Source organism: Actinophytocola sp., from assembly GCF_049647105.1.
Lineage (GTDB): Bacteria > Actinomycetota > Actinomycetes > Mycobacteriales > Pseudonocardiaceae > Actinophytocola.
This window is the reverse complement of the sequence record NZ_JBARWZ010000193.1, coordinates 1-23,897: the sequence shown is the minus strand read 5'-3', so window position 1 is coordinate 23,897 and position 23,897 is coordinate 1. Positions and strand designations below refer to the sequence as shown.

Here is a 23,897-nt window from a genome sequence, read left to right as displayed (position 1 = left end):
CGGGAAAGCCCAAGTACAACCCGGTACGAGCGGCTTTCCCGCGCCTTGCCAGCGACCACCTGGACCACGGATAAACGACCCCCTTCACCTTGACGGGGCACTAGTATGACGGGTGTCATGATCCGGGAGGACGTCGTGCGACTGGGTTCGATCGAGGCGAGGACGGCGGTCCGGTGATCCGCGTGCTTGCGCCCGGAGACGCGGATGCGTTGGCCCGCATGCTGTCCCGGTGTTCGCCGATGACCTCCTACCGCCGGTTCCACGGCGTGGTCACCGAGTTCCCGCCCGGCTATCTGCGCCGGTGCCTGTCGGGCGAACACGTCGCGATGGTGGCCGAGGAGGACGCGGAGATCGTGGCGCTCGCGAGCGTGGGCCCGGTGTTCGAGGAACCCGGGGTGCACGAGGTGGCGATGATCGTCGAGGACCGCTGGCAGAGCAAGGGACTCGGCCGCGAGCTGGTGGTGACGCTGCTCGCACACGCCGGGGTCGCGGTGGTGCGGATGGAGGTGTGCCAGACGTCGCTGCTGGACTACCTCACCCGATCGCTGCCGGTGGTGGCGTCCCACCACCACGGCTGCGACACGACGCTGGACCTGGACGTGCGGTCAGCCGTCGAGCAGTGGCGCAAGCTCCGCGACGACGGTCGTGAGCGGACCGACATCACCCCGCAGCCGAGCTGACATGATCGCGCCCTCGATGGTGCTGATCATGAGGGTCGCGAGCCGCTTCGCCCGCCGGGCGGGCACCGCCATCGCGACCAGCTCGCCCGCGACGGCGGCCTCCCACCGCTCGATCCCCTCTCGCAGCTGGTCCGACACGACAGAGTCCGCCCCGACGAGGTCCGCGGCGGCGGCCATGAGCGGGCAGCCTCGGTCGAAGCCGCGCGTGCCGAACTCCTGCTTCCACATGCGCGCCATGTGCGCGAACAGCCCGGCGGGCGTGGGCTTGCGGGCGCTGGCGCGGTAGGCCCGCACCCAGTCGACCTGGTAGTCGGCGGCCCACAGCACGGCCTCGCCGACCAGCTGGTCCTTGCCGCCGGGGAAGTAGTGCTGGAACGACCCGCGCGGCGCCCCCGCGTGCTCGACGACATCGCGCACCCCGGTGCCGGTCGCACCACGGGCCCGCACCAGCTGCACGGTGCTGTAGACCATCCGCTCCCTCGGCGACCGCGCCTCACCGGTCACGACGACCTCCCGACTATGACGTCCGTCATAGCAGGCTACCAGCCAAACCCGGCCGATCCGCCCGCCCGTGAGCCTGGGTGCTGACCAGCCAAAACCAGGGATCGCATAATTGCATCACCATGTCAGTTTTTTGCACATCACTGCTGGCATATTGCCATCTTCTGTTGACTCTGCGTATCCTCCACATCACCTGGCAGTGTTGCGAGGATCGAAGGGCAGACATGCGAACCCTGCATAGCATCGTCGGCCTTCTGGCTCTGCTGCTCGCTCTCGGCGCGGTCGCCACCCCCGCGCCGAGGGCTGGTGCGCAGCCCGAGGCTGTCCAAGCCGTCCCATCCGACGTCCACCTCTTCTACTACCCCTGGTACGGCACCTACCGGCACTGGGACCAGGGCGGTCACACGCCACCGGACGACATCGGCGCCAACTTCTACCCGTCGCTCGGCGCGTACGACTCCGGCAGCACCGCCGTGCTCGACCAGCACATGGCATGGGTCCGCCAGTCCGGCGCGGGCGTGATCGCCACCAGCTGGTGGGGACAGGGGTCCTATGAGGACAACCTGGCCCCCGCGATCCTGGCCGCGGCGGAGCGCCACGGCGTCAAGGTCGCCTGGCACCTGGAGCCCTACGGCGGGCGCACCGCGGCGTCGACGGTCGCCGACATCAACTACCTCCACTCCCGCTACGGGTCGAGCCCCGCGTTCTACCGCGACGCGGCGCACGGCAACCGCGCGGCGTTCTACGTGTTCGAGAGCCTGCGCATCACCGACTGGACCGCGCTCGACCAGGTGGCGCACAACAGCATCGTGCTCGCGCAGACCACCGACACCTCCAAGGTCGCGCACTTCGGCGGCATGTACACCTACGACGGCATCGCGGGCGCCACCGCGCCCGGCTGGAAGAACGCGTCGGACTTCTGCAAGGCCAACGGTCTGGTGTGGGCGCCGTCGGTCGCGCCCGGCTACCTCGACGACCGCGCGGTGCCCGGCAACACGACCCCGACCGTGGACCGGGCGAACGGCGCGATGTACGACCAGCAGTGGAACAACGCGCTCGCCCCCGCCACGGGCGGCGCGCCGACGTGGGTGTCGGTCACGTCGTTCAACGAGTGGCACGAGGGCTCGATCATCGAGCCCGCCCGCTCGAACCCACCCGGCGGCCACGGTTACCTGACCTACGACGGCGCCTACGGCACGACCGGTGCCGCCGCCGAGACCGCGTATCTCGACCGCACCCGCTACTGGGTCGAGCGGTTCACCGGCGGCACGGTGCCACCCGCGAATCCGGACCTGGCGCGGGGCAAGGCGATCACGGCGAGCAGCACGCAGCCCGGCTACCCAGCGTCGAACGCGAACGACGGGAACCAGGGCAGCTACTGGGAAAGCGCGAACAACGCGTTCCCGCAGACGCTCACCGTCGACCTCGGGTCGTCGGCTGAGGTCGGCAGGCTCGTGCTGTCGCTGCCGCCGTCGTGGGGCGCCCGCACACAGACCGTCGAGGTACGAGCGAGTGGCAACGGCGGGTCGTACACGACGATCGCCGCCGCGAAGGGGTACCGCTTCGACCCCGCCACCCAGAACACGGTGAGCGTGCCCGTCACGGCGGGCAGCCACCGGTTCGTGCGCCTGGTGTTCAGCGGCAACACCGGCTGGCCAGCAGGCCAGGCCGCTGAGGTCCAAGCATTCCGTAACTGAAACAACAGAAGAGAAGGACGCCGATGTCCCTGCAAAAACGGCGTCGGTGCGGTGCTGTCGCCGCACTGCTCACTGCCGCGATGCTCCTACCGGTCCCCGCCGCCCAGGCCGGGTCCGTCATCCCACCCGGTGACTACCAACAGGTCCAGCTCGCGTCCGGCGGCGGCGAGCTCGGCGAGGCGATGTCCCTTGCCGTGCTGCCGAACCGCTCGGTCGTGCACACCGCCCGCGACGGCACGGTGCGCGTCACCGACGCCGCGGGCAACACCACCACGGCGGGCAAGCTGTCCGTCTACACCCATGACGAGGAAGGTCTCCAGGGAGTCGCGGCCGATCCCGGTTTCGCCACGAACCGGTTCATCTGGCTGTACTACTCGCCAGCACTGTCCACTCCGGGCGGCGACGCGCCGACCGAGGGCGACCAGGCGGAGTGGGACCGGTGGAAGGGCGAGCTGCGCCTGTCGCGGTTCGTGTTGAACACCAGCAACACCCTCGACCTGGCGAGCGAGAAGATCGTGCTGCGGGTCGCGAACGACCGGGGCCAGTGCTGCCACGTCGGTGGCGACATCGACTTCGACGCGGCGGGAAACCTTTACCTGACAACGGGTGATGACACCAACCCGTTCCAGTCGGACAGCTACACGCCGATCGACGAGCGCACGAACCGCAACCCGCAGTTCGACGCGCAGCGGTCCTCCGGCAGCACGAACGACCTGCGCGGCAAGGTGTTGCGCATCAAGCCGCAGGCCGACGGCACGTACACGGTCCCGTCAGGGAACCTGTTCGCGCCCGGCACGGCGAACACCCGGCCCGAGATCTACGCGATGGGCTTCCGGAATCCGTTCCGGATGAGCGTCGACAAGGCGACCGGGACGGTGTGGCTCGGCGACTACGGTCCGGACGCGGGCGGCACCAACCCGGACCGGGGGCCGGGCGGGCAGGTCGAGTTCAACCGGATCACCGGGCCGGGCAACTACGGCTGGCCGTACTGCACCGGCACGAACACGACCACCGAGACCTACAACGACTTCGCGTTCCCGTCCGGTCCCTCCGGCGGGAAGTTCGACTGCGGCACCGGGCCGACGAACAACTCCTTCCGCAACACCGGTCAGCAGAAGCTGCCCGCGCCGAAGGCCGCGTGGATCAAGTACGGCGGGGACAGCGGCACGCCACCGGAGTTCGGCGGCGGCTCCGAGTCGCCGATGGGTGGGCCGGTGTACCGGTTCGACCCGAACCTGAGCTCGGCCGTCAAGTTCCCGCAGTCGCTCGACGGCCGGTTCTTCGCCGGCGAGTACGGACGCCGCTGGATCAAGGCGATCGAGGTGACCGGCTCCGGCGGGGTCGGCGACATCGGCGCGTTCCCGTGGACCGGCACGCAGGTGATGGACATGGCGTTCGGGCCGGACGGCGCGCTGTACGTGCTCGACTACGGCAGCGGGACGAACAACGCGGCGCTGTGGCGGGTCGAGTACATCGGCGGGACGAACCGCAACCCGATCGCGAAGGCGGCGGCGGACAGGACCTCCGGCCCGTCACCGCTGACGGTGAACTTCTCGTCGGCGGGCAGCTCCGACCCGGAGGGCGGCGCGCTCACCTATGCGTGGAACTTCGGTGACGGCACCACGTCGACGACGGCGAACCCGGCGAAGACGTACAACACCAACGGAAACTACACGGCCACACTGACCGTGCGGGACCCGCAGGGCCTCACCGGGTCGGCGAACGTGCAGATCTCGGTCGGCAACACGGCACCGTCGGTGACACTGTCCACTCTGGACGGCGCGCTGTTCTCCTTCGGTGACACGGTGAGCTACCAGGTCACCGTGTCCGACCCGGACGACGGCGCGATCGACTGCGGCCGGGTGAAGCTCCGCTACCTGCTGGGCCACGACAGCCACGAGCACGAGATCACGTCGAAGACCGGCTGCTCCGGCACGATCACCACCCCGGTGGACGGCGAGCACGACCCGGCGGCGAACGTGTACGGCGTGTTCGACGCCGAGTACACCGACAACGGTGGGCTGACCACGCACAGCAAGCGCAAGCTCCAGCCGCGACACCGGCAGGGTGAACACTTCAATGCGCAAAACGGCATCGAACTCGCCCAGCACGGCGCCGCGGAAGGCGGTGCCACGGTCGGCTTCACCGACAACGGCGACTGGATCTCGTTCACACCGTACGCGCTCGCCGGCGCGGGTAGCTTCACCGCCCGCGTGTCCTCCGGCGGCCCCGGCGGCACCATCGAGGTCAGGGCGGGCTCGGCGACCGGCACGCTGCTGGGTTCGGCCGCGGTCGCGAACACCGGCAACTGGGACACGTTCGTGAACGTCAACGGCACGCTGTCCGGTGCGCCGTCCGGCACGACGCAGCTGTTCCTGGTGTTCAAGGGCGTGACAGGACAGGGCAACCTGTTCGACGTGGACGCGTTCACCCTCAACGCGGGCAGTGCGGGCACGACCCGCTCGGCCGAGGGCGAGGCGTGGACGTCGACGGGCGGCGTCCAGGCCGCGGCGCACGCCGGCGCGAGCGGCGGCACCACGGCCGGGTACATCGAGACCGGCGACTGGGCGGGCTACTCACAGCTGAACACGAGTGGTGCCAAGGGTTTCTCGGCCCGGATCTCGTCGGCGGGCGCCGGCGGCACGATCACCATCCGGTCCGGTTCCCAGACGGGCACGGTGCTCGGCACGGTGACGGTCCCGGTGACCGGCGGCTGGGAGACGTTCCAGGACGTCTCGACCACGCTGACGGGCAACGTGTCCGGCCCGCTGTTCCTGACGTTCACGGGCGGCGCCGGTTCGTTGTTCGACGTGGACACCCTGACCCTGCGGTTCTAGACCGCGGGTAGGTGGACGGGCGCCCACGACGAGGTGGGCGCCCGTTCACTCAGGGATCGACTCCGTGGCGTACCAGCGCCACAGGACGCACACGCCGTCCACGTCCGGATGCCGGAAGACGCTCCCCCGGAACACCTTGCGGTGGCGGACGCCGTTCAACGGCGGCACGTGGCTGGTGCGCTCCAGGACGTCGATGTAACCGGGCGGCAGCTCCTGCTCGACGAACGCGAGGAACTCCTCACCCGCGCCCTCGGCGAGCTCGGCTGGGCACGGCCACCGCTCCTTGCCAGCCAGCGTCGTGAAGTAGGCGACCGCCTTGGCCGTGTACAGCGCGCTGAACGACGTCGGCTGGCTGCCGCCGATCGCGGTCGTGATGTCGACCGGGCGTTCCGCCAGTGCGCGCTCGTAGGTGTCCCACGCCTCGACCAGCCGGATCGGCTCGTAGCGCGGCGCTCCGGCGAGCCACTCGCGAACGCTCACCGGTCCATACTAGTTTCCCTGCGCTCGCAACAGGTTGAGCAACAGCCCTTCTTTCGTCGACCATGGGCTGATCTCGATGGTCTCGTGGCCGGTCGCGCCCATCAGCGCCTCGGCGGCCACCGCGCCCGCGAGCGACTGCCGTGCGCGGTGCCGGGAGATGCCGGGCAGCTTGGCGCGCTGCCGCGGCGTCATCTTGGCGAGCCGGGGAATCCATTCGGCCAGGTCAGCCGCGCGCAGCCGGGACCGCGACCCGGTGAGCTCCGCCAGCTGCTGGAACACCTTGGAGCACCCGACCGCGCGGCCCTCCGACAGGGCGGCGAGCGCGTCCTTGGGGAGCGCCTCGGCGATACGGCCGGGCAACGTGGCCCGCAGCTTCGGCAGAGAAAGCCCCGATCGGGTGAGTGTGCGGGCGCCGAGCGGCAGCGAGCGGGCGAACGCGGGTCTGCGTGCGTCACCCGCGGCGAGCTCGACCGTGCCGCCGCCGATGTCGAGCACCGCGAGCGCGTCGGTGGCGCCGAACCACGACCGGCACGCCGTGTAGGACATCCTGGCCTCGCGTTCACCGGACAGCAGCCGCAGCTCCAGCCCGGTGCGCTTGGCCACCCTGGTGACGACCTGCGACGCGTTGGCCGCGTCCCGCACCGACGACGTCGCGAACGCCAGGAACGCGGACACCCGCACGTCCTGCAGCCGCTCCTGCACCTCGGCGACCGCCGCGGCGATGTGATCGATGCCATCCTGGGAGATGCGGTTCGCGTCGTCGAGTGCGCGATCCAGTCGAAGCCGGACCTTGTGAGACACCAAAGGCCTGGTCAGAGACGTTTCGACCACCATGAGATGGGCGCTGTAGCACCCGACGTCCAGTACCGCGGCTCTTGGTGGCTCCTTCATGGTGCTCCAGGTTCCCACAGCGCGGTCGAGACAAACACTCGTATCGGCATACGGCATAGTTGGGGCACCCCCTACCCGTGAATGAGGTGTGACCTCGCGTGTGCGGCCTGATCGGACTTGTCTGCGCCACCCCCCACCACGCGGCCGCCAGGCGCGACGCCGTGCGGGCGGCGATGCGCTGCCAGCGGCACCGCGGCCCGGACGAGACCGACACCTGGGCGGGCGGCGAGGTCGTCTACGGGTTCAACCGCCTCGCGTTCATCGACCTCGAGCACTCCCACCAGCCGCTGGTCTGGGGGCCGCCGGAGAACCCGACGCGGTACACGCTGAACTTCAACGGCGAGATCTACAACTACCGTGAGCTGCGGCAATGGCTGTCTGACCGGTTCGACGCCCGGTTCCGCACGCAGGGCGACGGCGAGGCGATCGTCGCCGCGTTCCACCACCTCGGCCCTGACTCGGTCAAGAAGCTGCGCGGCATGTTCGCGTTCCTGATCTGGGACGCGCAGGAGAAGGTGGTCTTCGGCGCCCGCGACCCGTTCGGCATCAAGCCGCTGTACTGGTCCGGCGGGCCGGGCGGGGTCGCGTTCGCCAGCGAGAAGAAGAGCCTCCTCGAACTGTCCGGGCCGCTTGGCGTGCGTGAACAGCTCGACCGCCGTGCCCTGCAGCACTACCTGGTGCTCCAGTACGTGCCGGAGCCCGAGTCGATGCACACCGGCATCCGCCGTATCGAGTCCGGCACCTCGTTCTACGTGCGGCCGGGCCAGCGCATCCAGTTCAACCGGTACTTCAACCCCACCTTCGACGCGAAGCCGGTGCCCGACCCGGAGAAGCTGTACGACCAGATCGCCGAAGTGATGCGTGACTCGGTCGCCAAGCACATGATCTCCGACCCGGACGTCACGGTCGGCGCGTTCCTGTCCGGCGGCATCGACTCCACGGCGACCGCCACCCTGGCCCGCGAGTCCAACCCGAACCTGATCGCGTTCACCACCGGCTTCGAACGCGAGGGCTACTCCGAGATCGACGTTGCCGCGGAGACCGCGGAGGCCATCGGCGTGCGGCACGTGGTCAGGACCGTGTCGCCGCAGGAGATGATGGACACACTGCCGCTCATCGTCTGGTACCTCGACGACCCGGTGGCCGACCCGGCGCTGGTGCCGCTGTGGTTCATCGCCCGCGAGGCACGCAGGTACGTGAAGGCGGTCCTGTCCGGCGAGGGCGCGGACGAGCTGTTCGGCGGCTACACGATCTACAACGAGCCGGTGTCGCTGGCGCCGTTCGAGAAGATGCCGGACGGCATGCGCAAGATGCTCGGCAAGGTGTCGACCAGGATCCCGGAAGGCGTGCGCGGCAAGGACCTGCTGCGCCGCGGCGCGCTGTCGCTGGAGGACCGCTACTACGGCAACGCCCGCAACTTCCGCGACGAGCAGCTGCGGGCCGTGCTGCGCCACTACAACCCGAACATCGGGTTCAAGGACGTGACCATGCCCTGGTACCGGGAGTCCTGGGACTGGGACCCGGTGGCGCGGATGCAGCACGTCGACCTGTTCACGTGGCTGCGCGGCGACATCCTCGTGAAGGCCGACAAGGTCACCATGGCCAACTCGCTCGAGCTGCGGGTGCCGTTCCTCGACACCGAGGTGTTCGAGGTCGCGTCCCGGCTGCCGCGCGAGGAGAAGCTGGCGGGCGGCACCACCAAGTACGCGCTCCGGCAGGCGCTGAAGCGGATCATCCCGCCGCACGTGCTCAACCGCCGCAAGCTGGGCTTCCCGGTGCCGATCCGGCACTGGCTGCGTGACGAGATGTACGAGTGGGCGCGGTCGATCATCACGTCGTCGCAGACCGACGAGCACCTGGACCGGCAGGCGGTGCTCGCGCTGCTCGACGAGCACCGGGAGGGTCAGCTCGACCGGTCGCGGCAGCTGTGGGCGTTGATCGTGTTCATGGTGTGGCACGGGATCTTCATCGAGAACCGGATCAAGGTCGCGGTGCCGGAGCCGGCGTACCCGGTCAAGCTCTGACCCCGCGCCGCTGCCGCCGCACCCCCGGCTGGGGATAATGGTCGCGTGTGTTCCCTTGGTTTGCGGTTCGTCGGGCACTCCACCGTGCGGGTGGAGCTGGCCGGGCACGCCGTGCTGACCGACCCCGTGCTCACCGACCGGGTGTCGGCCCTGACCAGGGTGACGCCGTCGGCCACCTCGGCCGACCGGGCCGACGTCGACCTCGTTCTGCTGTCCCACCTGCACGGAGACCACGTCCACCTGCCGTCCCTGCGGCTGCTGAGCGAGCACGTGCGGGTCGTGGTGCCGCGTGGTGCCGGGGACTGGCTGCGCGGCAAGGGCGTGCGTCACGTCGACGAGCTGGCGCCCGGTGAGGAGCTGGAGCACGGCGACCTGCGCATCACCGGAGTCCGGGCGGAGCACTCCGGGCACCGGTGGGGGCCGAGGTCGACACGGGGGCCGCAGGCCGTGGCGATGGGACATCTCATCGAGGGCGCTGACCGGAAGGTGTACGCCGCGGGCGACACCGACCTCTTCCCCGAGATGGCCGACCTCACCGGCATCGACGTCGCGTTCCTGCCGGTCTGGGGCTGGGGGCCCACCCTCGGGCCCGGTCACATGGACCCCGCGAGGGCGGCCGCCGCGGTCGAGTTGATCCGGCCCAGGGTCGCGGTGCCGGTGCACTGGGGCACGCTCGCCGTGGCCGGGTTGCCCAGGGTGCCCGGCAGGCACGGCAAACGCATGCGCCGGTTGCTGACGGACCCGCCGCACGAGTTCGCGGACGCGGTCACCGGAGCCACCCAGGTCGTGGTCACCCGGCCCGGCGAGAACGTACGGCTGCCCGGCGCCGTGCCTGGCTCGTCGTGAGTGGTTTTCTGGGGATCGACTGGACACACCCCGCCTCACTCGGCTACCCCGTGATCTTCGGTGGGGTGCTGCTCGGGTCGATCGTGCCGGTGGTGCCGACCGGGGCCGTGGTCGGTGCCGGGGCGGCGATCGCCGTCAGCGGCGGGAACCTCAACCTCGCGCTGGTGATCGTGGTCTCGACCGTCGGGGCGCTGATCGGCGACCTGGTCACGTTCGGCGCGGGTCGTGGCGGGCGGGGCTCGCTCACGCGGTGGTTCGAGCGCAGGCAGTCGCAGGAGAAGCTGGACAACGCCAGGGAGAGGTTCGGCCAGCGGGGGTGGCTGCTCGTGGTCATCGGCCGGATGGTGCCCGCCGGGCGGATTCCCGTGTTGCTGGCGGCCGGGGCGCTCGACTACCCGTGGCGGCGGCTGGGCCCCGCCGCGGCCTGCGCGTGCCTGCTGTGGGCCCTCGCCTACTCGGCACTGGGTGTCCTCAGTGGCGGGCTGTTCGACAACCCGCTCATCGCGACGGTGATCGCGACGTTCCTGATCCTGATCGTGACGTTGGTGATCGGCCTGATCAGCAAGCGGCGGGAGGCACGCAAGCATGCCGGAGCTCGCTGACCGGGGCCGGTTGCTGCGTGGCGGGCGGGCCGTGGCCCGCCTGCTGCTCGTCTGGATGCTCGTCGCGGTCAGCCTGCACCTGCTCGACCTGTGGCTCACCGACTTCGCCATGCCGCTCTGGTGGCAGCCGACCGTGTTCGCCGCGATGCTGGGGCTGCTCAGCGCGGTGGTGTGGCCGCTGATCATGCGGTTCGCGCCCGCGGGTGCGGTGCTGCTGCTCGGGCTGTTCTCGTTCCTGCTGCTGGGAGCCGGGATCCTCGGCATCTCGTTCGCGATGCCGGACGTGTACGTCGCGAACATCCGGACCGCGGTGCTGGTGGCGGTGGTGATGGCGGGGGTCGCTGGGGTGGTCAGCAGCATGCTCGCGATCGACGAGGACGAGGTGTTCTTCCGCCGCGCGGCCCGCCGGTTCTGGCGAGACGGGTCCGGCCCCGGCGAGGACCCGCCCGGTGTGCTGCTGCTGCAGATCGACGGTCTCGGCTACGACACCGTGCGCCGCGGCGTCCGCGACGGCGACCTGCCAACGCTGGCGCGCTGGCTGTCCGACGGCAGCCACGTCCTCACCGACTGGCACTGCGACTGGAGCTCGCAGACCGGCGCGAGCGTGTGCGGCCTGCTGCACGGCACCAACGACGACATCCTCGGTTTCCGCTGGTACGAGAAGGATCGCGACCACGTGATGGCGTGCGCGCACCCGGCGGACGCGGCCGAGATCGAGCGGCGCCACTCCAACGGGCGGGGCCTGCTCGCGAACGGCGGCGCGGCGCGGGGCGGGCTGTTCACCGGCGACGCCGACCACACGAGCCTCACGATGAGCGCCGTGCCGTTCCTGACGAAGTCACACCGCCGCCGGCGTGACCCGGCGGGCTCTGGCTACTACGCCTACTTCGCGAACCCGATCAACGTGGTGCGGACGTTCGGGTCGGCACTCGTCGACGTGCTGCGCGAGATCTCCGCGTCGGTGCGCCAGCGCAGGGCACGGGTGCGGCCGAGGATCAAACGCGGCGGCTTCTACCCGTTCGCGCGGGCGGGCACCACGGTCATCGCCCGCGACCTGGTGGTGTCCGCGATCATCGGTGACATGCTGGCGGGCAGGCCGGTCGTGTACGCCGACTTCCTCGGCTACGACGAGGTCGCCCACCACACCGGCATCGAACGGTTCGACGCGCTCGCGGTCATCCGGTCCATCGACCAGCAGATCGGCCGCCTGCGCAGGGCCGCCCGGCTCGCCCCGCGCGGCTACCGGCTCGTGGTGCTGTCCGACCACGGCGTGACGCAGGGCTGGGCGTTCACCAACCGGTTCGGCGAGTCGATCGAGCAGCTCGTCGGCCGCCTGTGCGGTGGGACGCCGCCTGCCAACGGGTCGCGGCGCAAGCAGAAGACCGGTGCGTGGCAGCTTGGCGCGGCACTCGCGGAGGCGTCCTCTGGTGCGGGCCCCATCGCGATGGCGCTCCGGAAACGAGCGGACCGACACGGCGCGGGCGACCGGCACCGCACCGAGGAGGGCAAACCCGCGGCGGTGACGCGCGCGGCACCCGGTGTGGTGGTCGTGGTTTCCGGGCACGTCGCGATGGTGTCGTTCACCGAACACGAAGGCCGGGTCGACATGGAGACCATCGAGCGGGAGTTCCCCGACCTGCTGCCATCGCTCGTCGACCATCCCGGTGTCGGGTTCCTGCTGGTCCGCGGCGCCCAGTCGGGCCCGATCGTGCTGGGCCGCAACGGAGTGCGCCGCCTGCGGGACGACGGCTCGGTGTCCGGCGAGGACCCGCTCACGCCCTACGGGCCGCACGCCGCCGACCTGATCCGCCGCACCGACGGGTTCGCGCACTGCCCCGACATCATCATCAACAGCCGGTACAACCCGACCACCGACGACGCGTCGCCGTTCGAGGTGCACGTCGGGTCGCACGGTGGGCTCGGCGGCGGTCAGTCGCGCGGGTTCCTCCTGTACCCGGCGGACCTGCCGGCACCCGGCGAGATCGTCGGCGCGGAGCGGCTGCACCGGGTGGTGCGCGGCTGGCTCGACCACCTCGGACACCCGGAACCGGTGCGGGAGAAGGAAACCGAACTGGTGGCGGAGACATGATCCCGGAGTACGGCGTCCGCTCGCTCGCCGAGGTGCTGCCATCGGTACTGGGTGAGTCCACGTTGCTCGGACCCGCGCGGGCGACCGCGTTGCTGCTGGTCGACGGGCTCGGCAGCGAGCTGCTGCGCGCGCACCCACAGGACGCGCCGTTCCTCACGTCGATGGCCGACGCGGGCCCGCTGACCGTCGGGTTCCCGTCCAGCACCGCGATCAGCCTCGCGTCGCTCGGCACCGGCCTGCCGCCCGGCGCGCACGGGCTGCTCGGCACGTCGCTGCGGCTGTCCGACGAGGTCGTGATGGAGACGCTGCGGTGGGCGGAGCAGGGCACACACGGCAGGGTGGACCTGCGCAAGTCGTTCCCGCCCGAGATCGTCCAGCCCGCCGACACCGTGTTCCAGCGGGCAGCGGCCGCCGGGATCGGCGTGACGGTCGTGTCACGATCCATGTTCGAGGGTTCCGGGCTCACCAGGGCGACGCTGCGCGGCGGCACGTTCACCGGCACGCACGCGTTCGGCGACCTCGCCGCGGGGATCGTGACCGCGCTGGGCAGGCCGGGCAGGCAGCTGGTGTACGGCTACCACGCGGACCTCGACGCGATGGGACACGTGCACGGGCCGGGCTCGCTGGCGTGGCGGTTGCAGCTGCGGCAGATGGACCGGCTCGTCGAGACGATCGTGTCGCTCCTGCCGCCGGACGCACAGCTCGCGGTGACCGGCGACCACGGCATGGTGACCATGGACCACACCTTCGACGCCGACACCGATCCCGTGCTGCGGCAGGGAGTCCGTGCGCTGACCGGTGAGCCGCGGGCCCGCCACGTGCACGCGGAGCCGGGCGCGGCGGCCGACGTGCTCGCGAGGTGGCAGGGGGTACTCGGCGACGCGGCGTGGACGGTGTCCCGCGAGCAGGCGGTGGACGAGGGCTGGTTCGGGCCGCTGTCCCCGCACTTCGCGGACCGGATCGGGGACGTGGTCGTGGCGGCCAGCGGCACGGCCGGGGTGATCCGGTCGGAGGCGGAGCCGTTCCTGTCCCGGCTGGTCGGGCAGCACGGTTCACTCACCCCGGCCGAACAGCTGGTGCCATTGCTGGTCGCACAGGGTAAGGGATCCGTCCCGAACTAACCCTTGTGCGGTAGGACTGCGGGATGCCGCTTCTCCAAGATCTCCTCGCCGCGATCGCGGGCGGCAGGACGTGCTCACCGCACTCGACGGTCCGGTAAGAGACACTGTTGTTGATCTTGAAATAGTGGCTTTGACCGGCGGTAACGTGGATGACTGTGCTGAACGTATGAACGAAATGACCCCGGAGCAGCGCTCTCTGCGCGCCAAGATCGCCACTTATACCTCATGGGCCAACACCGCCGACCGCGCTGCCCGAACCGCCGCCGCACGCAAGGCCGCAAATGACCGGTTCGCCAACCAGCTCGATCCGGACGGTGTCTTACCGCCAGACGAACGCGCCCGCCGCGCCGAATCCGCGAGCCGTGCTCACTTCTCCCGCATAGCCATGCTCAGCGCCAAAGCGCGCAGGCGTGACGCGGCCAAGTCGTAGCGGCCACCGGATGTCAGGCGCCATGACGTGGACCTAATGGGTCGGCGTAGCTGGCACGGATCGCGCCGACGCACTCAGGCTGGCCCCCCATTCGCGCAGACCTACCGCTTGGCCGCAGACAGGCACGCTCCGCTACCAGGCGGCACGCTTCGTGCACGTTCTCGGCGTGCCAGGTTCCTCGGGTGGCGTGCCGCCCCGCGTTGGCCAGCAGGTCACTCCCGGGTCGACGTCACCCGTAAGAACCGCCTTGGTCGACCCGCATACCATGGTCAGGTCACGACCAGCTAGCGGAGCCGTCGCGCTCACTGCGGTCGTGGTCCCGTAACCCGACGTCTCAACCCCATTTGGAAGGCTACTCATGCAGTCGGCAGAGATCAGCAGCCGTGCTCTACGTTTCTTCGAGCAGCGGGGACACGCCGTGGTCCCGTCGGCATCGCTGATCGCCGACGACCCCACGCTCATGCTGATCAACGCGGGCATGGCGCCGTTCAAACCGTACTTCCTCGGCGAGGCTCCCCCGCCGTACCCCCGCGCGACCAGCTTGCAAAAGTGCGTGCGGACGGTCGACATCGAGGAGGTCGGCAAGACCAGCCGTCACGGCTCGTTCTTCCAGATGTTCGGCAACTTCTCCTTCGGTGACTATTTCAAGGAGAAGGCAATTCCCTATGCGTGGGATTTTCTGACCAAGCCGGTTGCCGATGGCGGACTGGGTTTGCCGGAGTCCAAGTTGTGGGCCACGGTCTACACCGACGACGACGAGGCCGAGCACATCTGGCGAACCGAAGTCGGCGTGCCCGCTGACCGCATCCAGCGGTTGGGTATGGCGGAGAACTTCTGGTCGATGGGCGTGCCTGGTCCGTGCGGCCCGTGTTCGGAGATCTGCTTTGACCGTGGCCCGGAGTTCGGACGCGATGGCGGCCCGCTCGCCAACGACGAGCGCTACTTGGAGATCTGGAACCTCGTGTTCATGCAGAACATTCGGGGTGAGGGACCGGCCAAGGAGGGCTACCCGATCCTCGGTGACTTGCCCGCCAAGAACATCGACACAGGCCTTGGCCTGGAACGTATGGCGGCGCTCCTCCAGGGCGTGGACACGATCTTCGACATTGACACGACCCGCCAGATTCTCGACCTGGCGGCCGAGCTGAGCAGCACCAAGTACGGCGCTGCCCGCAAGGACGACGTCGCGCTGCGCGTAGTAGCCGACCACATTCTTACCAGCGTGATGCTGATCGGGGACGGTGTCACGCCGGCCAACGAGGGACGCGGCTACATCCTGCGCCGCATCCTGCGCCGTGCCGTCCGCATGATGCGCCTGCTCGGTTCCCAGGACCCCGTCGTGCACGAACTGGTGGCGCGCACAGTCGAGGTGATGAGTCCGACCTACCCGGAGCTGGTCGGCCAGCGCGACCGGATCGATCGGGTCGCCGTGGCGGAGGAGTCCGCGTTCTCGCGGACGTTGAAGTCCGGCACGGCGATCTTCGACCTTGCCGCCGCCGACGTCCGTAAGAGCGACAGCCTGATCTTGCCCGGCGACCAGGCGTTCCAGCTCCACGACACCTACGGGTTCCCCATCGACCTGACCTTGGAGATGGCCGAGGAGCAAGGACTGACGGTGGACGAGGAAGGCTTCCGCCGCCTGATGACCGAGCAGCGCGCTCGGGCCAAGGCGGACGCGGCCACCCGCAAGACCGGCGGACATGGTGACAAGGGCGTTTACCGTGATCTTCTCCAGCTCGGCGCTACCGAGTTCACCGGTTACGAAACGTTGGAGAGCGAGGCCACCGTTCGGGGCGTGATCCGTGAAGGTGAGCGCGTGCCGGTGGCCGTCGAGGGCGAGATTGTCGAGGTCGTGCTCGACCGGACGCCACTTTACGCCGAGTCCGGCGGACAGGACAGCGACGCCGGCTCGATCATCGCGGACGGCGTTGAGCTGGAAGTACTTGACGTTCAGAAGGTGGCGCGGAAGCTCTGGACACACCAGGTACGGGTGCGGCGCGGAGAGCTGACCGAGGGCCTGCACGTGTTGGCCAAGGTCGACCCGGAATGGCGGTTGGGAGCGCGTCAAGCTCACTCGGGCACGCACGTCATCCACGCCGCGCTACGACAGGTGCTCGGCCCGGACGCCTTGCAGGCCGGCTCCTACAACAAGCCTGGTTACCTGCGGTTGGACTTCTCCTGGACCGGCAGCCTGTCACAGGAGACCCGCAGCGAGATCGAGGAGGTCTCCAACCTCGCCATTCGGAAAGACCTCCCGGTCCGCGCGGTCTACACGTCGTTGCCAGAGGCGCGCGAGATGGGCGCCATCGCGCTGTTCGGCGAGACCTACGACGAAGAGGTACGGGTCATCGAGATCGGCGGTCCTTGGTCCCGCGAGCTGTGCGGCGGTACGCACGTTGAGCGGTCCTCGCAGATCAACGCGCTGACCGTGATCGGTGAATCCTCGGTGGGTTCGGGTATGCGCCGTATCGAGGGCTATGTCGGCCTGGACGCTTACCGTTTCCTGGCGAAAGAACGCGCGTTGGTGCGGAACATCTCCGAACTGCTCCAGGTGCCGGTCAGCGAGGCCACTGACCGGGTCGCAGCGCTGCTCAAGCAGCTACGTGACGCCGAGAAGGAAGTGGCACAACTCCGCGCGGCCCAGTTCAAGCGGTTGGCCGGCGAGTTCGTGGCGGACGCGACGGACGTTCGTGGTGTGTCCGTCGTGACGCGGCATCTGTCCGAGCCTGCGAACAACGACGAGCTGCGCAAGTTCGTGGTCGACATTCGGGACAGGCTCGGCGACCAACCGGCGGTCGTGACGGTGACGACGTTGGCGAACGACAAGCCGATCGTCGTGGCCGCCGTCAACGAGAAAGGCCGGAAACACGGGCTCAAGGCCGGGGACCTCGTGCGGGTCGCGGCGAAGGTACTCAAGGGCGGCGGCGGCGGAAAGCCCGACATCGCGCAGGGCGGCGGCACGGACCCGTTGGCCACGATCGACGCGCTGCGCGAGGTCTCCCGCGTGATTGAGCAGACCGTCAGTCGGTGACGAGCTGCCGATCTGGCCAGCCGTCAAGGTGGGTCAGCAGGCTCACTCCTACGTGGTGAGGCTCGGCAAGGACGACGTCGGCCCCGACGCGACGCAGCGTGTCGGGGCCGACGAATCCCCACCCGGCACCAACGGTGACCACTCCAGCGGCACGGCCGGCGGCAATGTCGTTCGCCGTGTCGCCAAGGTAAAACGCGCGCTGGGGCTGGACACCGAGCCGTGCACAAGCGGTGACCACACCGTCTGGCGCGGGCTTCGGTGCCGCGTCCTCGTGCGCGATGACGACGTCGACCAGAGCCGCCACCACCGGGGGCAGCAAGAACGGCAAGCGGCTGTGCGCCTGGGCGGTGATTATGCCGAGGCCGACACCCGCCCGGGATAACTCAAGCATCCCCGCGAGGACCGGTTCGAACGTCCGAACTTGGCCCACCGCGTCGGCCAACGCCCCGTCGAAGTGCTCTTCGTAGACGCGCCGAGCGTCCCGGACACCGAGAGCCGCCAGGGCGTCCACGGGTGCCAGCGCTACGCACTGGTCAACAACTGCGGCCGGAACGGGAGCGCCGAGCGCGGCGGTCACCAAGACGTGCAGCGCCGTGGCAGTTGCCGAGCGGGTGTCGATGATGACCCCGTCCATATCGAACAACGCCGCGTACCCGGATCCCACGATGTCGACTCCGGTCGTCTGGTCGGTCAGCTTGCTTGCCGAATCGATGATGGCGTGTCGAGGTCGGCAGGCGTGAGCAGAGAGCACAACGCGATCTGGTCGTTCGCGAGGCGCGCTCGCCCGTCAAGCTCACGGTCCAGCACGCATACGGCCGTCGTGACGGTGGCACCTTCTTGCCGGAGGAACGATGCCGCGCGAAGGACTTGTGACCCGGAGCGGACCACGTCATCAACGATGGCGATCCGCTTGCCTGCTACGGGTTTCCCTTCCAACTGGCGACAGGTGCCGTAGGTCTTGCGTTCCCGGCGTAGGAAACCGGCAGGGACGCCGGTGGCCGCTGACAACGCAACCGCCAACGGGATACCGCCGAGATCGAGACCGACGAGGGTCTCGATCTCGATCGGCACACTGTGCGCGATCTCTGCCGCAACCTCATACAGCAACGCGGGGTCGGCGGCCAACAGGTACTCGTCGAAGTACTCGTCAAGCATCCGCCCCGTGGGTAACTGGAACGCGCCGCGCTGACACGCCGTGTCCCGGATGCGGGTAAGGAGGCTCGCGGAGATGGTCATCGGGCACCCCGTGAGGTCGCCATGCTGGTCCTCTCCGGGCGGTCGAGGTTCAACGCGGACAGTTCCCGCTCGAAGGTGGCCAGATCCGGTATCTCGCGGAGAAAACCGAGCGGCCGGGTCGGCGTCTCGAACACCCATCGCTCCACCTTGAGGAACGTCAACAACCGCAAGGCCGTTTTGCCGGCAAGCCAGACCGGCACTGGGCGGATGTTGCCGGCGTACCAGATTGCGGCGGTGAGTTCGTGCAGCGTCCCGACACCGCCTCCCATCGCGACCACCAGGTCGGTGTCGTCGAGGAACCGATGGAGCCGTTCCCCCATGGTGGGTAGGTGAATCGCGGCGGTGACGTGCGGATTGAACTTGCCCCACTCGACGTTTTTCAACGTCACAGCGAACACCTGGCCACCTGCGGTGGCGACGCCGCGGGCGGCCTCTTCCATCAGGCCGTTGTAGCCGCCGTGCCTCAGCACTACGCCAGCCTTGCCGAGCGCCGCGCCGATGCCATACGCGAGGCGTTCCTCTTCCTCCGACGCCGGCACGACACCACCGAAGAAGGATGCCGCCGGACGTGGTTCCGGGTCGAATGTCATGCCAGCTCCAGGTAGTAGCGGTAGGCGTCGATTGCGGGCCGGAGCCATTCCACAGCCTCGGGCGCTGCCCGCTCGGCGATGGCGACCACCCGGTCAAGGCCCGTCGCCAGGGTCTCCGCGGTGGGGATAGCCGGCGCGGAGATCAGCGCGGCGAGGTCGCGCAGACATTCTTTCCCGATGGGGGTGGAGCCGATCTCCTCGCGTAGCTGGTACCAGCCGTAGTGGCGGGACGTCGGCGCCAGGGCCGTCTTGATCAGGTTCTTGGCCGCCGTGTTGAACAGGTGCGCCTCGGAATAGGCGATGAACTCTTGACCACGGGTGATCCGCTTGCGCATCAGGTAACCGACCACGAGCGTCTCGATCAGCAGCTCGGCGCACGAGCGTGACTCGGCCATGGTGCGCGTGACGAACGGCGACACGCTCGGGTCAGGCTGGTAGACGGCGTCCGCGTCGCGAACGAAGATCGGGCGCGCGGTGGTGTGTTCGTTCACTTGGTTGACCTGGCTCGCGGGGATCACATACAGGTCTACCTGTTGGAGGTGACCGGCCCAGCCGACCAGGTAGACATAGCCAAGACCGCCCATGTCGCCCACGATCGTGTCCCGCCATCCGGGGAGAATCCCGCCCAGGTCGGCCGACGCCAGCGCGTCAAGGACGGCGACGAACTCCAGGAAGTGGCGGTCCTCGACACCGACCACGAAGTCGACGTCTGACAGCCGGTCGGCGGTCCCCGACGCGAGCGAGCCTCGCACCAACAGGTGTGTGACTGCGGGACTGGCGGTGAACAGGTCGGTTGCTCGTTCCAACAGGCCGAACTGGTCGGGACGGTTGGCCCTGGCGAGTTCGTCCAGCACAGCGCTACTCATGGGTGCTCCTTCGGGTGATCGCGAATCATCGAGACAGGCCGAGCAAGACGTTCTTGTTGGCCCGCCACGTCGCGGCCTCGTCCGAACGATCCAGCGAGTCGTACATATTCGCGATCAGGTCGTACACACAGCCCTCGGGCAACGTATACGTGTAGAACAAGCGCAGAAGGTACTTTTCCGCCGCACGCTCATAGCCCAGGCTGGCCAAGCCCCGCGCCGTGACGAGGTGATCGTCAAGCTGAGGCGTCGCCGCAGCAGGCAGCCGGACCGCATCGGAGTAGGCAAGCTGCTCGCTCTCCCTGAACCGCGACAGGTTGTCGTCGGCGTAGCAGTCCAGAATCAGGTGAAGCCGGTCCGGCCCGAGTAGGTTGCAGGCACCGTGCACGTGCGTCGGGGTGAGACGCCAGAAATGGCCGGCGCGCATGTGAACCCTCGTACCGCCAGTCACCAGCGCGGCGGAACTGTTGGTCACCAGCGGCACGTGTAGGCGGTGACGTTCGGAGTCGGCGAGTTCGTCATAGTCGCGGTGCTCCCACAGAAACGAGTTCGGCCCGAGTCGCGCCAACCGCACCCACATGTAACGCAATCCCAGTGAGGACAAGAACTTCTGCGTCGCGGGCATCCGCTTCAAGAGCGTGGTCTCGACCGGGTCGCAGTCCTTGATCGTCACGTCGGTGGGAACGCCGGTGTCGTTCAGCAGCGACACCGTCCACCAGCCGCCCGACTGGAACTGTCCGTACTCGGCGACCCACTCGGACGGCGCGGTCAGCGCCTCGTGACGCAAGCGCTCCAGCACGCCGGGATCAAGCTGGTGAAGGCGGGCGACCTGTTGAAGCAAGCCGGCGTTCGTGGTTTCGGCGACGGGCATAAGACACGCTCCTTCCGCTTCGCAACGATCGGTCGCGAGGCACGGTTTAGGGACAACAGGGGCTTCGCCCCGCGCGGCTCCGGAGTGATCCCGCTCGGTTACCACACGGACATCGGGAACGCCACCGACACGCAGCGAGTTAGCGCGCTGTTGTCCGTGCGGGGTCGGTGGGTGACGACGACGAAGACATCACCCACCGGGACGTTTGGTGAAGTCCGGCTGACACTGCGTGCCATCGCGACGCGCGCTCGTGCCCACCGGACCATCGCCTTTCGCCGGAGACCACTTACAGCATCCGTGATCCCACCTGGTTCAATGTCAGTGCATCCTTCTTACGTCATGAACATTACGTTGTAATTTACAATATGGCGAGACCCTGAACGGACTAATGAACGTGTCACCGTCAGTTACGATGGCGCGTGCTCGGTGCGCACGATGAGCAAGAAGGGCGCTCAATGACCAAGGACGACCCGGTAATCGCACAGATCCAGCTCGGGATCCTGCTGCGCGATCTACGTGACCGGAAGGGCCTCACAGCTGCCGAGGCGGGCAAGTACATCGGTACGTCCTACGCCAGCATCAGCCGGATCGAGAACGGCAAACAGGGCATCGCCGCCGAGTCGGTCGGCGTACTGTGCGAGGTGTACGGAGCCAACGACGCGGAGTCAGCGGAGGCTCTGCGCTTGGCCGCACAGCCCAAATCGCGCGTTGCAAGCCGGCGAACGTCCAGCTACCGCGACGCCATCCCGAACTCGTTCCGCCGCTACCTCGCGCTGGAAGCCGATGCCAGCGACATCATGGGCTACGACGAACTGGTGATCACCGGTCTGCTGCAAACCGAGCACTACGCCCGAACCCTGGTTCAGGGCGGGTCGCCACTTGCGTCGCGTACTGACATCGACCGACAGGTTCAGACCCGCATGAGCCGGCAAGAGCTACTTCGGCGAACCGACCCGGCGGCACCCCAACTCGAACTCATCGAACACGAGGCCGCGTTGCACCGCGTCATCGGGGACGACGCGGTCATGCGCGGTCAGCTCAACCACATGCTCGACCTGGCCGAACTCCCCAACGTGGAGCTGCGCATCCTGCCGTTCCGACCAAAGCAGACACGCGACAAGGACGAGGCGTTCACGGCGCAAACATCCTTCCGCCTGTTGAAGCTTCCCGAGCGCGGCACCATCGTCTACCTGGAGGACTTCGCCAGCTCGACCTATCCCGAGGACGTGCAGGTCATCCAACGATATGCAAGCGCCTTCCAGCGCCTGCGGGCAGTCGCAGCAGACCCCGACGAGTCTCGCGCGCTGATCGCTAAGGTTGCCCAGCAGCACCGATGACTACCAACCGAGAGAAGGTGCCGGCGATGGCAACCACGAACCAAAGCCAGCTCCGCTGGCGCAAGAGCAGCTTCAGCGGCAGCTCCGGCAACGAATGCATCGAGGTTGCCACGATCAGGGCCGGTGCTGCGGTGCGGGACTCGAAGAATCCGCACGGCGGCGCACTCCTCTTGACCGGTTCTGCATGGGACCAGTTCCGCGAGGTCGCCAAGGGCCGCGACGGCGGCGCACTGTAGGAGACACAGACAGCGAGACGGGGCGGCTCAGGGCGCCCCGTTTCTCATGTCTCGGGCCGGTGGCGGAATGAGTGGACGATGGTGCGGACCGGCGAAGATCACCGACGACGGCGGCTCGTGGTGGCTGGCGGAGGCGTTCCGGTAGCCGGGGTCACAGCCAGTCCCGGTGTTTGAACAGGGCGTACAGGCCGCCGCCCACCAGGAGGATCGACCCGGCGGACACCCAGAAGCCCCACGGTTGACCGAGGCCGGGGTAGGGGATGTTCTGGCCGTAGAAGCCGGTGATCGCGGTCGGGACGGCGATGATCGCGGCCCAGCCGGTCACCTTCTTCATGATCAGGTTCAGCCGGTTGCCCTGGATGCTGAGCTGCGTCTCCCGGATGGTCGTCACCAGGTCCCGCAACGACTCCGTCCACTCCGACGCACGCAGCACGTGGTCGAAGACGTCCTGGAAGTACGGCACCATCGCCTGGTCGATGGCGTTGTCCTCCCGCCGCAGCAACGTGTTCACGACCTCCCGCATCGGCAGGACGACCCGCCGCAGCGTCACGAGCGACTTTCGCAGCGCGAGCGCGCGCCGCTGGGACTCCGGCGCCGACGCCTTCTCGTCGAACACGGTGTCCTCGAGTTCCTCGATGAGGTCGTCGAGGCTCTGCACGGCCGTGAAGTGCGTGTCGACCACGTAGTCCAGCAGCCCGTGCAGCAGGAAACCGACGCCGTTCTTCGCGAGATGGGAGAGCTCGTCCCACCGCCGCATCACCGCGTCGATGTCGAAACCACCACCCGGGCGCACCGTCACCACCGCGCGGTCGGTGACGAACATGCCCAGCTCCGCGGTGGTCAGCTGGCCCGTGGCCGGGTCGAGCGCCACCGAGTACGCCGTCAGGTAGTTGTGGGTGTCGTACCGGTCGAGCTTGGGGCGCTGTCGCGAGTGGACGGCGTCCTCGACCGCCAGCTCGTGCAGGCCCAGCTCGGACGCGATCAACGCGAGGTCCGCCTCGGTCGGGGCACCGAGGTCGAGCCACACGGTCAGCGCGTCGTCGCGCAGGTGCGCCGAGATCTCCTCGGGCGGGAAGTCCTCGGCCTCCAGGACCCCGTTCCGATACAAGCGGGTGCGTGCCACGCGCCAACGGTAACCCTGAGTCCACCGATGTTCTTCTCGGTTCATCCGCCGCGCGATGGGTGTCAACCTGGTCAAGCCCGCTTCGCGGGCCGGGCGCGCAGCGCCCGCCCCCAGCGGCGTTCCGCCAGAGGTAGCGGACAGGCGCGATGCCCCGAAAGCGGGACGCTCAACCTGAATCATCTCAGTTTGTCTGGTCGCACGACGGACGCCGCCCCGGTCAAACCCCGCACCAGCAGGGTGCGATCCCAGTGCCCCGAACGACGCAGGACGTTGAGCCTGGTTGTGTTTGCCTCCGGCGGCTCCTCGCCGGAGGGGCAGGTCTCCAGGATGGTCTGGGGTTTCGAGGTTTTCTTGCGTTGGGTTCGGGTCTGCCTGCCATCCCGTCGTCCTCACTTCGTGCTATCACACCGCG

Annotated in this window: 21 protein-coding genes; 12 read left to right on the top strand and 9 right to left on the bottom strand. The window is 68.6% G+C overall.

Annotated features, from left to right (window positions below; translation table 11 throughout):
• Nucleotides 1–173: 173 nt before the first annotated feature.
• Entirely contained in the window at nucleotides 174–680 is a 507-nt protein-coding gene (locus WBA97_RS23015) for an N-acetyltransferase family protein (RefSeq protein ID WP_424232968.1), read from the top strand.
• Here WBA97_RS23015 and WBA97_RS23010 read toward each other — a convergent pair.
• On the bottom strand, nucleotides 606–1,184 hold the full coding sequence (locus WBA97_RS23010; protein ID WP_424232967.1) for a TetR/AcrR family transcriptional regulator: 579 nt from the start codon (nucleotides 1,182–1,184) through the stop codon (nucleotides 606–608). The two genes, WBA97_RS23015 and WBA97_RS23010, sit on opposite strands and share 75 nt — an antisense overlap.
• A 221-nt stretch (nucleotides 1,185–1,405) precedes the next feature.
• On the opposite strand from WBA97_RS23010, the gene WBA97_RS23005 reads away from it, so the two are divergent.
• Complete coding sequence (locus WBA97_RS23005) at nucleotides 1,406–2,878, top strand: discoidin domain-containing protein (protein WP_424232966.1); 1,473 nt, start codon at nucleotides 1,406–1,408, stop codon at nucleotides 2,876–2,878.
• 80 nt (nucleotides 2,879–2,958) lie between these two features.
• A complete protein-coding gene (locus tag WBA97_RS23000; RefSeq protein WP_424232965.1) occupies nucleotides 2,959–5,715 on the top strand; it encodes a carbohydrate-binding protein in 2,757 nt (918 codons plus the stop codon).
• Nucleotides 5,716–5,760: 45 nt separating this feature from the next.
• On the opposite strand, the gene WBA97_RS22995 is transcribed toward WBA97_RS23000, so the two are convergent.
• Both WBA97_RS22995 and WBA97_RS22990 read right to left on the bottom strand, forming a co-directional pair.
• A complete protein-coding gene (locus WBA97_RS22995) occupies nucleotides 5,761–6,195 on the bottom strand; it encodes a hypothetical protein (RefSeq protein WP_424232964.1) in 435 nt (144 codons plus the stop codon).
• Between the two features lie 9 nt (nucleotides 6,196–6,204).
• Nucleotides 6,205–7,086, bottom strand: a complete 882-nt coding sequence (locus WBA97_RS22990) for a Ppx/GppA phosphatase family protein (RefSeq protein WP_424232963.1) — start codon at nucleotides 7,084–7,086, stop codon at nucleotides 6,205–6,207.
• Nucleotides 7,087–7,184: 98 nt separating this feature from the next.
• On the opposite strand from WBA97_RS22990, the gene asnB reads away from it, so the two are divergent.
• From asnB to alaS, 7 genes are all read left to right on the top strand, one after another.
• Entirely contained in the window at nucleotides 7,185–9,110 is a 1,926-nt protein-coding gene (asnB, locus tag WBA97_RS22985) for an asparagine synthase (glutamine-hydrolyzing) (protein ID WP_424232962.1), read from the top strand.
• 45 nt (nucleotides 9,111–9,155) lie between these two features.
• On the top strand, nucleotides 9,156–9,956 hold the full coding sequence (locus tag WBA97_RS22980; protein ID WP_424232961.1) for an MBL fold metallo-hydrolase: 801 nt from the start codon (nucleotides 9,156–9,158) through the stop codon (nucleotides 9,954–9,956).
• The gene (locus WBA97_RS22975) at nucleotides 9,953–10,558 is read left to right on the top strand and encodes a DedA family protein (RefSeq protein ID WP_424232960.1); all 606 of its coding nucleotides are present in this window, start codon (nucleotides 9,953–9,955) and stop codon (nucleotides 10,556–10,558) included. The genes WBA97_RS22980 and WBA97_RS22975 overlap by 4 nt, the downstream gene beginning before the upstream one ends.
• Nucleotides 10,542–12,647, top strand: a complete 2,106-nt coding sequence (locus WBA97_RS22970; RefSeq protein WP_424232959.1) for an alkaline phosphatase family protein — start codon at nucleotides 10,542–10,544, stop codon at nucleotides 12,645–12,647. The genes WBA97_RS22975 and WBA97_RS22970 overlap by 17 nt, the downstream gene beginning before the upstream one ends.
• On the top strand, nucleotides 12,644–13,768 hold the full coding sequence (locus WBA97_RS22965) for an alkaline phosphatase family protein (RefSeq protein WP_424232958.1): 1,125 nt from the start codon (nucleotides 12,644–12,646) through the stop codon (nucleotides 13,766–13,768). Before WBA97_RS22970 ends, WBA97_RS22965 begins: the two co-directional genes overlap by 4 nt.
• 70 nt (nucleotides 13,769–13,838) lie before the next feature.
• Nucleotides 13,839–14,198 (top strand): hypothetical protein, encoded by a 360-nt coding sequence (locus WBA97_RS22960; RefSeq protein WP_424232957.1) that lies wholly within the window; start codon nucleotides 13,839–13,841, stop codon nucleotides 14,196–14,198.
• A 358-nt stretch (nucleotides 14,199–14,556) separates the two neighbouring features.
• Complete coding sequence (gene alaS / locus WBA97_RS22955) at nucleotides 14,557–17,229, top strand: alanine--tRNA ligase (protein ID WP_424232956.1); 2,673 nt, start codon at nucleotides 14,557–14,559, stop codon at nucleotides 17,227–17,229.
• On the opposite strand, the gene WBA97_RS22950 is transcribed toward alaS, so the two are convergent.
• From WBA97_RS22950 to WBA97_RS22930, 5 genes are read right to left on the bottom strand one after another with little or no spacing between them, the layout of a single operon-like run.
• Complete coding sequence (locus WBA97_RS22950; protein ID WP_424232955.1) at nucleotides 17,219–17,980, bottom strand: HAD family hydrolase; 762 nt, start codon at nucleotides 17,978–17,980, stop codon at nucleotides 17,219–17,221. The two genes, alaS and WBA97_RS22950, sit on opposite strands and share 11 nt — an antisense overlap.
• Nucleotides 17,920–18,465, bottom strand: a complete 546-nt coding sequence (locus tag WBA97_RS22945) for an orotate phosphoribosyltransferase (RefSeq protein WP_424232954.1) — start codon at nucleotides 18,463–18,465, stop codon at nucleotides 17,920–17,922. The genes WBA97_RS22950 and WBA97_RS22945 overlap by 61 nt, the downstream gene beginning before the upstream one ends.
• Nucleotides 18,462–19,055 carry an LOG family protein gene (locus tag WBA97_RS22940; RefSeq protein ID WP_424232953.1) on the bottom strand — a complete coding sequence of 198 codons (594 nt, stop codon included), beginning with the start codon at nucleotides 19,053–19,055 and terminating at the stop codon, nucleotides 18,462–18,464. The genes WBA97_RS22945 and WBA97_RS22940 overlap by 4 nt, the downstream gene beginning before the upstream one ends.
• The gene (locus WBA97_RS22935; protein WP_424232952.1) at nucleotides 19,052–19,921 is read right to left on the bottom strand and encodes a hypothetical protein; all 870 of its coding nucleotides are present in this window, start codon (nucleotides 19,919–19,921) and stop codon (nucleotides 19,052–19,054) included. Before WBA97_RS22935 ends, WBA97_RS22940 begins: the two co-directional genes overlap by 4 nt.
• Nucleotides 19,922–19,946: 25 nt before the next feature.
• Nucleotides 19,947–20,789, bottom strand: coding sequence for an aspartyl/asparaginyl beta-hydroxylase domain-containing protein (locus WBA97_RS22930; protein ID WP_424232951.1), 843 nt, complete (start codon nucleotides 20,787–20,789; stop codon nucleotides 19,947–19,949).
• A gap of 455 nt (nucleotides 20,790–21,244) precedes the next feature.
• On the opposite strand from WBA97_RS22930, the gene WBA97_RS22925 reads away from it, so the two are divergent.
• Together WBA97_RS22925 and WBA97_RS22920 are read left to right on the top strand one after the other, a co-directional pair.
• On the top strand, nucleotides 21,245–22,126 hold the full coding sequence (locus WBA97_RS22925) for a helix-turn-helix domain-containing protein (protein WP_424232950.1): 882 nt from the start codon (nucleotides 21,245–21,247) through the stop codon (nucleotides 22,124–22,126).
• Between the two features lie 26 nt (nucleotides 22,127–22,152).
• A complete protein-coding gene (locus WBA97_RS22920; protein WP_424232949.1) occupies nucleotides 22,153–22,362 on the top strand; it encodes a DUF397 domain-containing protein in 210 nt (69 codons plus the stop codon).
• 151 nt (nucleotides 22,363–22,513) lie between these two features.
• On the opposite strand, the gene WBA97_RS22915 is transcribed toward WBA97_RS22920, so the two are convergent.
• Nucleotides 22,514–23,485 (bottom strand): magnesium transporter CorA family protein, encoded by a 972-nt coding sequence (locus tag WBA97_RS22915; protein ID WP_424232948.1) that lies wholly within the window; start codon nucleotides 23,483–23,485, stop codon nucleotides 22,514–22,516.
• Between the last annotated feature and the right edge of the window lie 412 nt (nucleotides 23,486–23,897).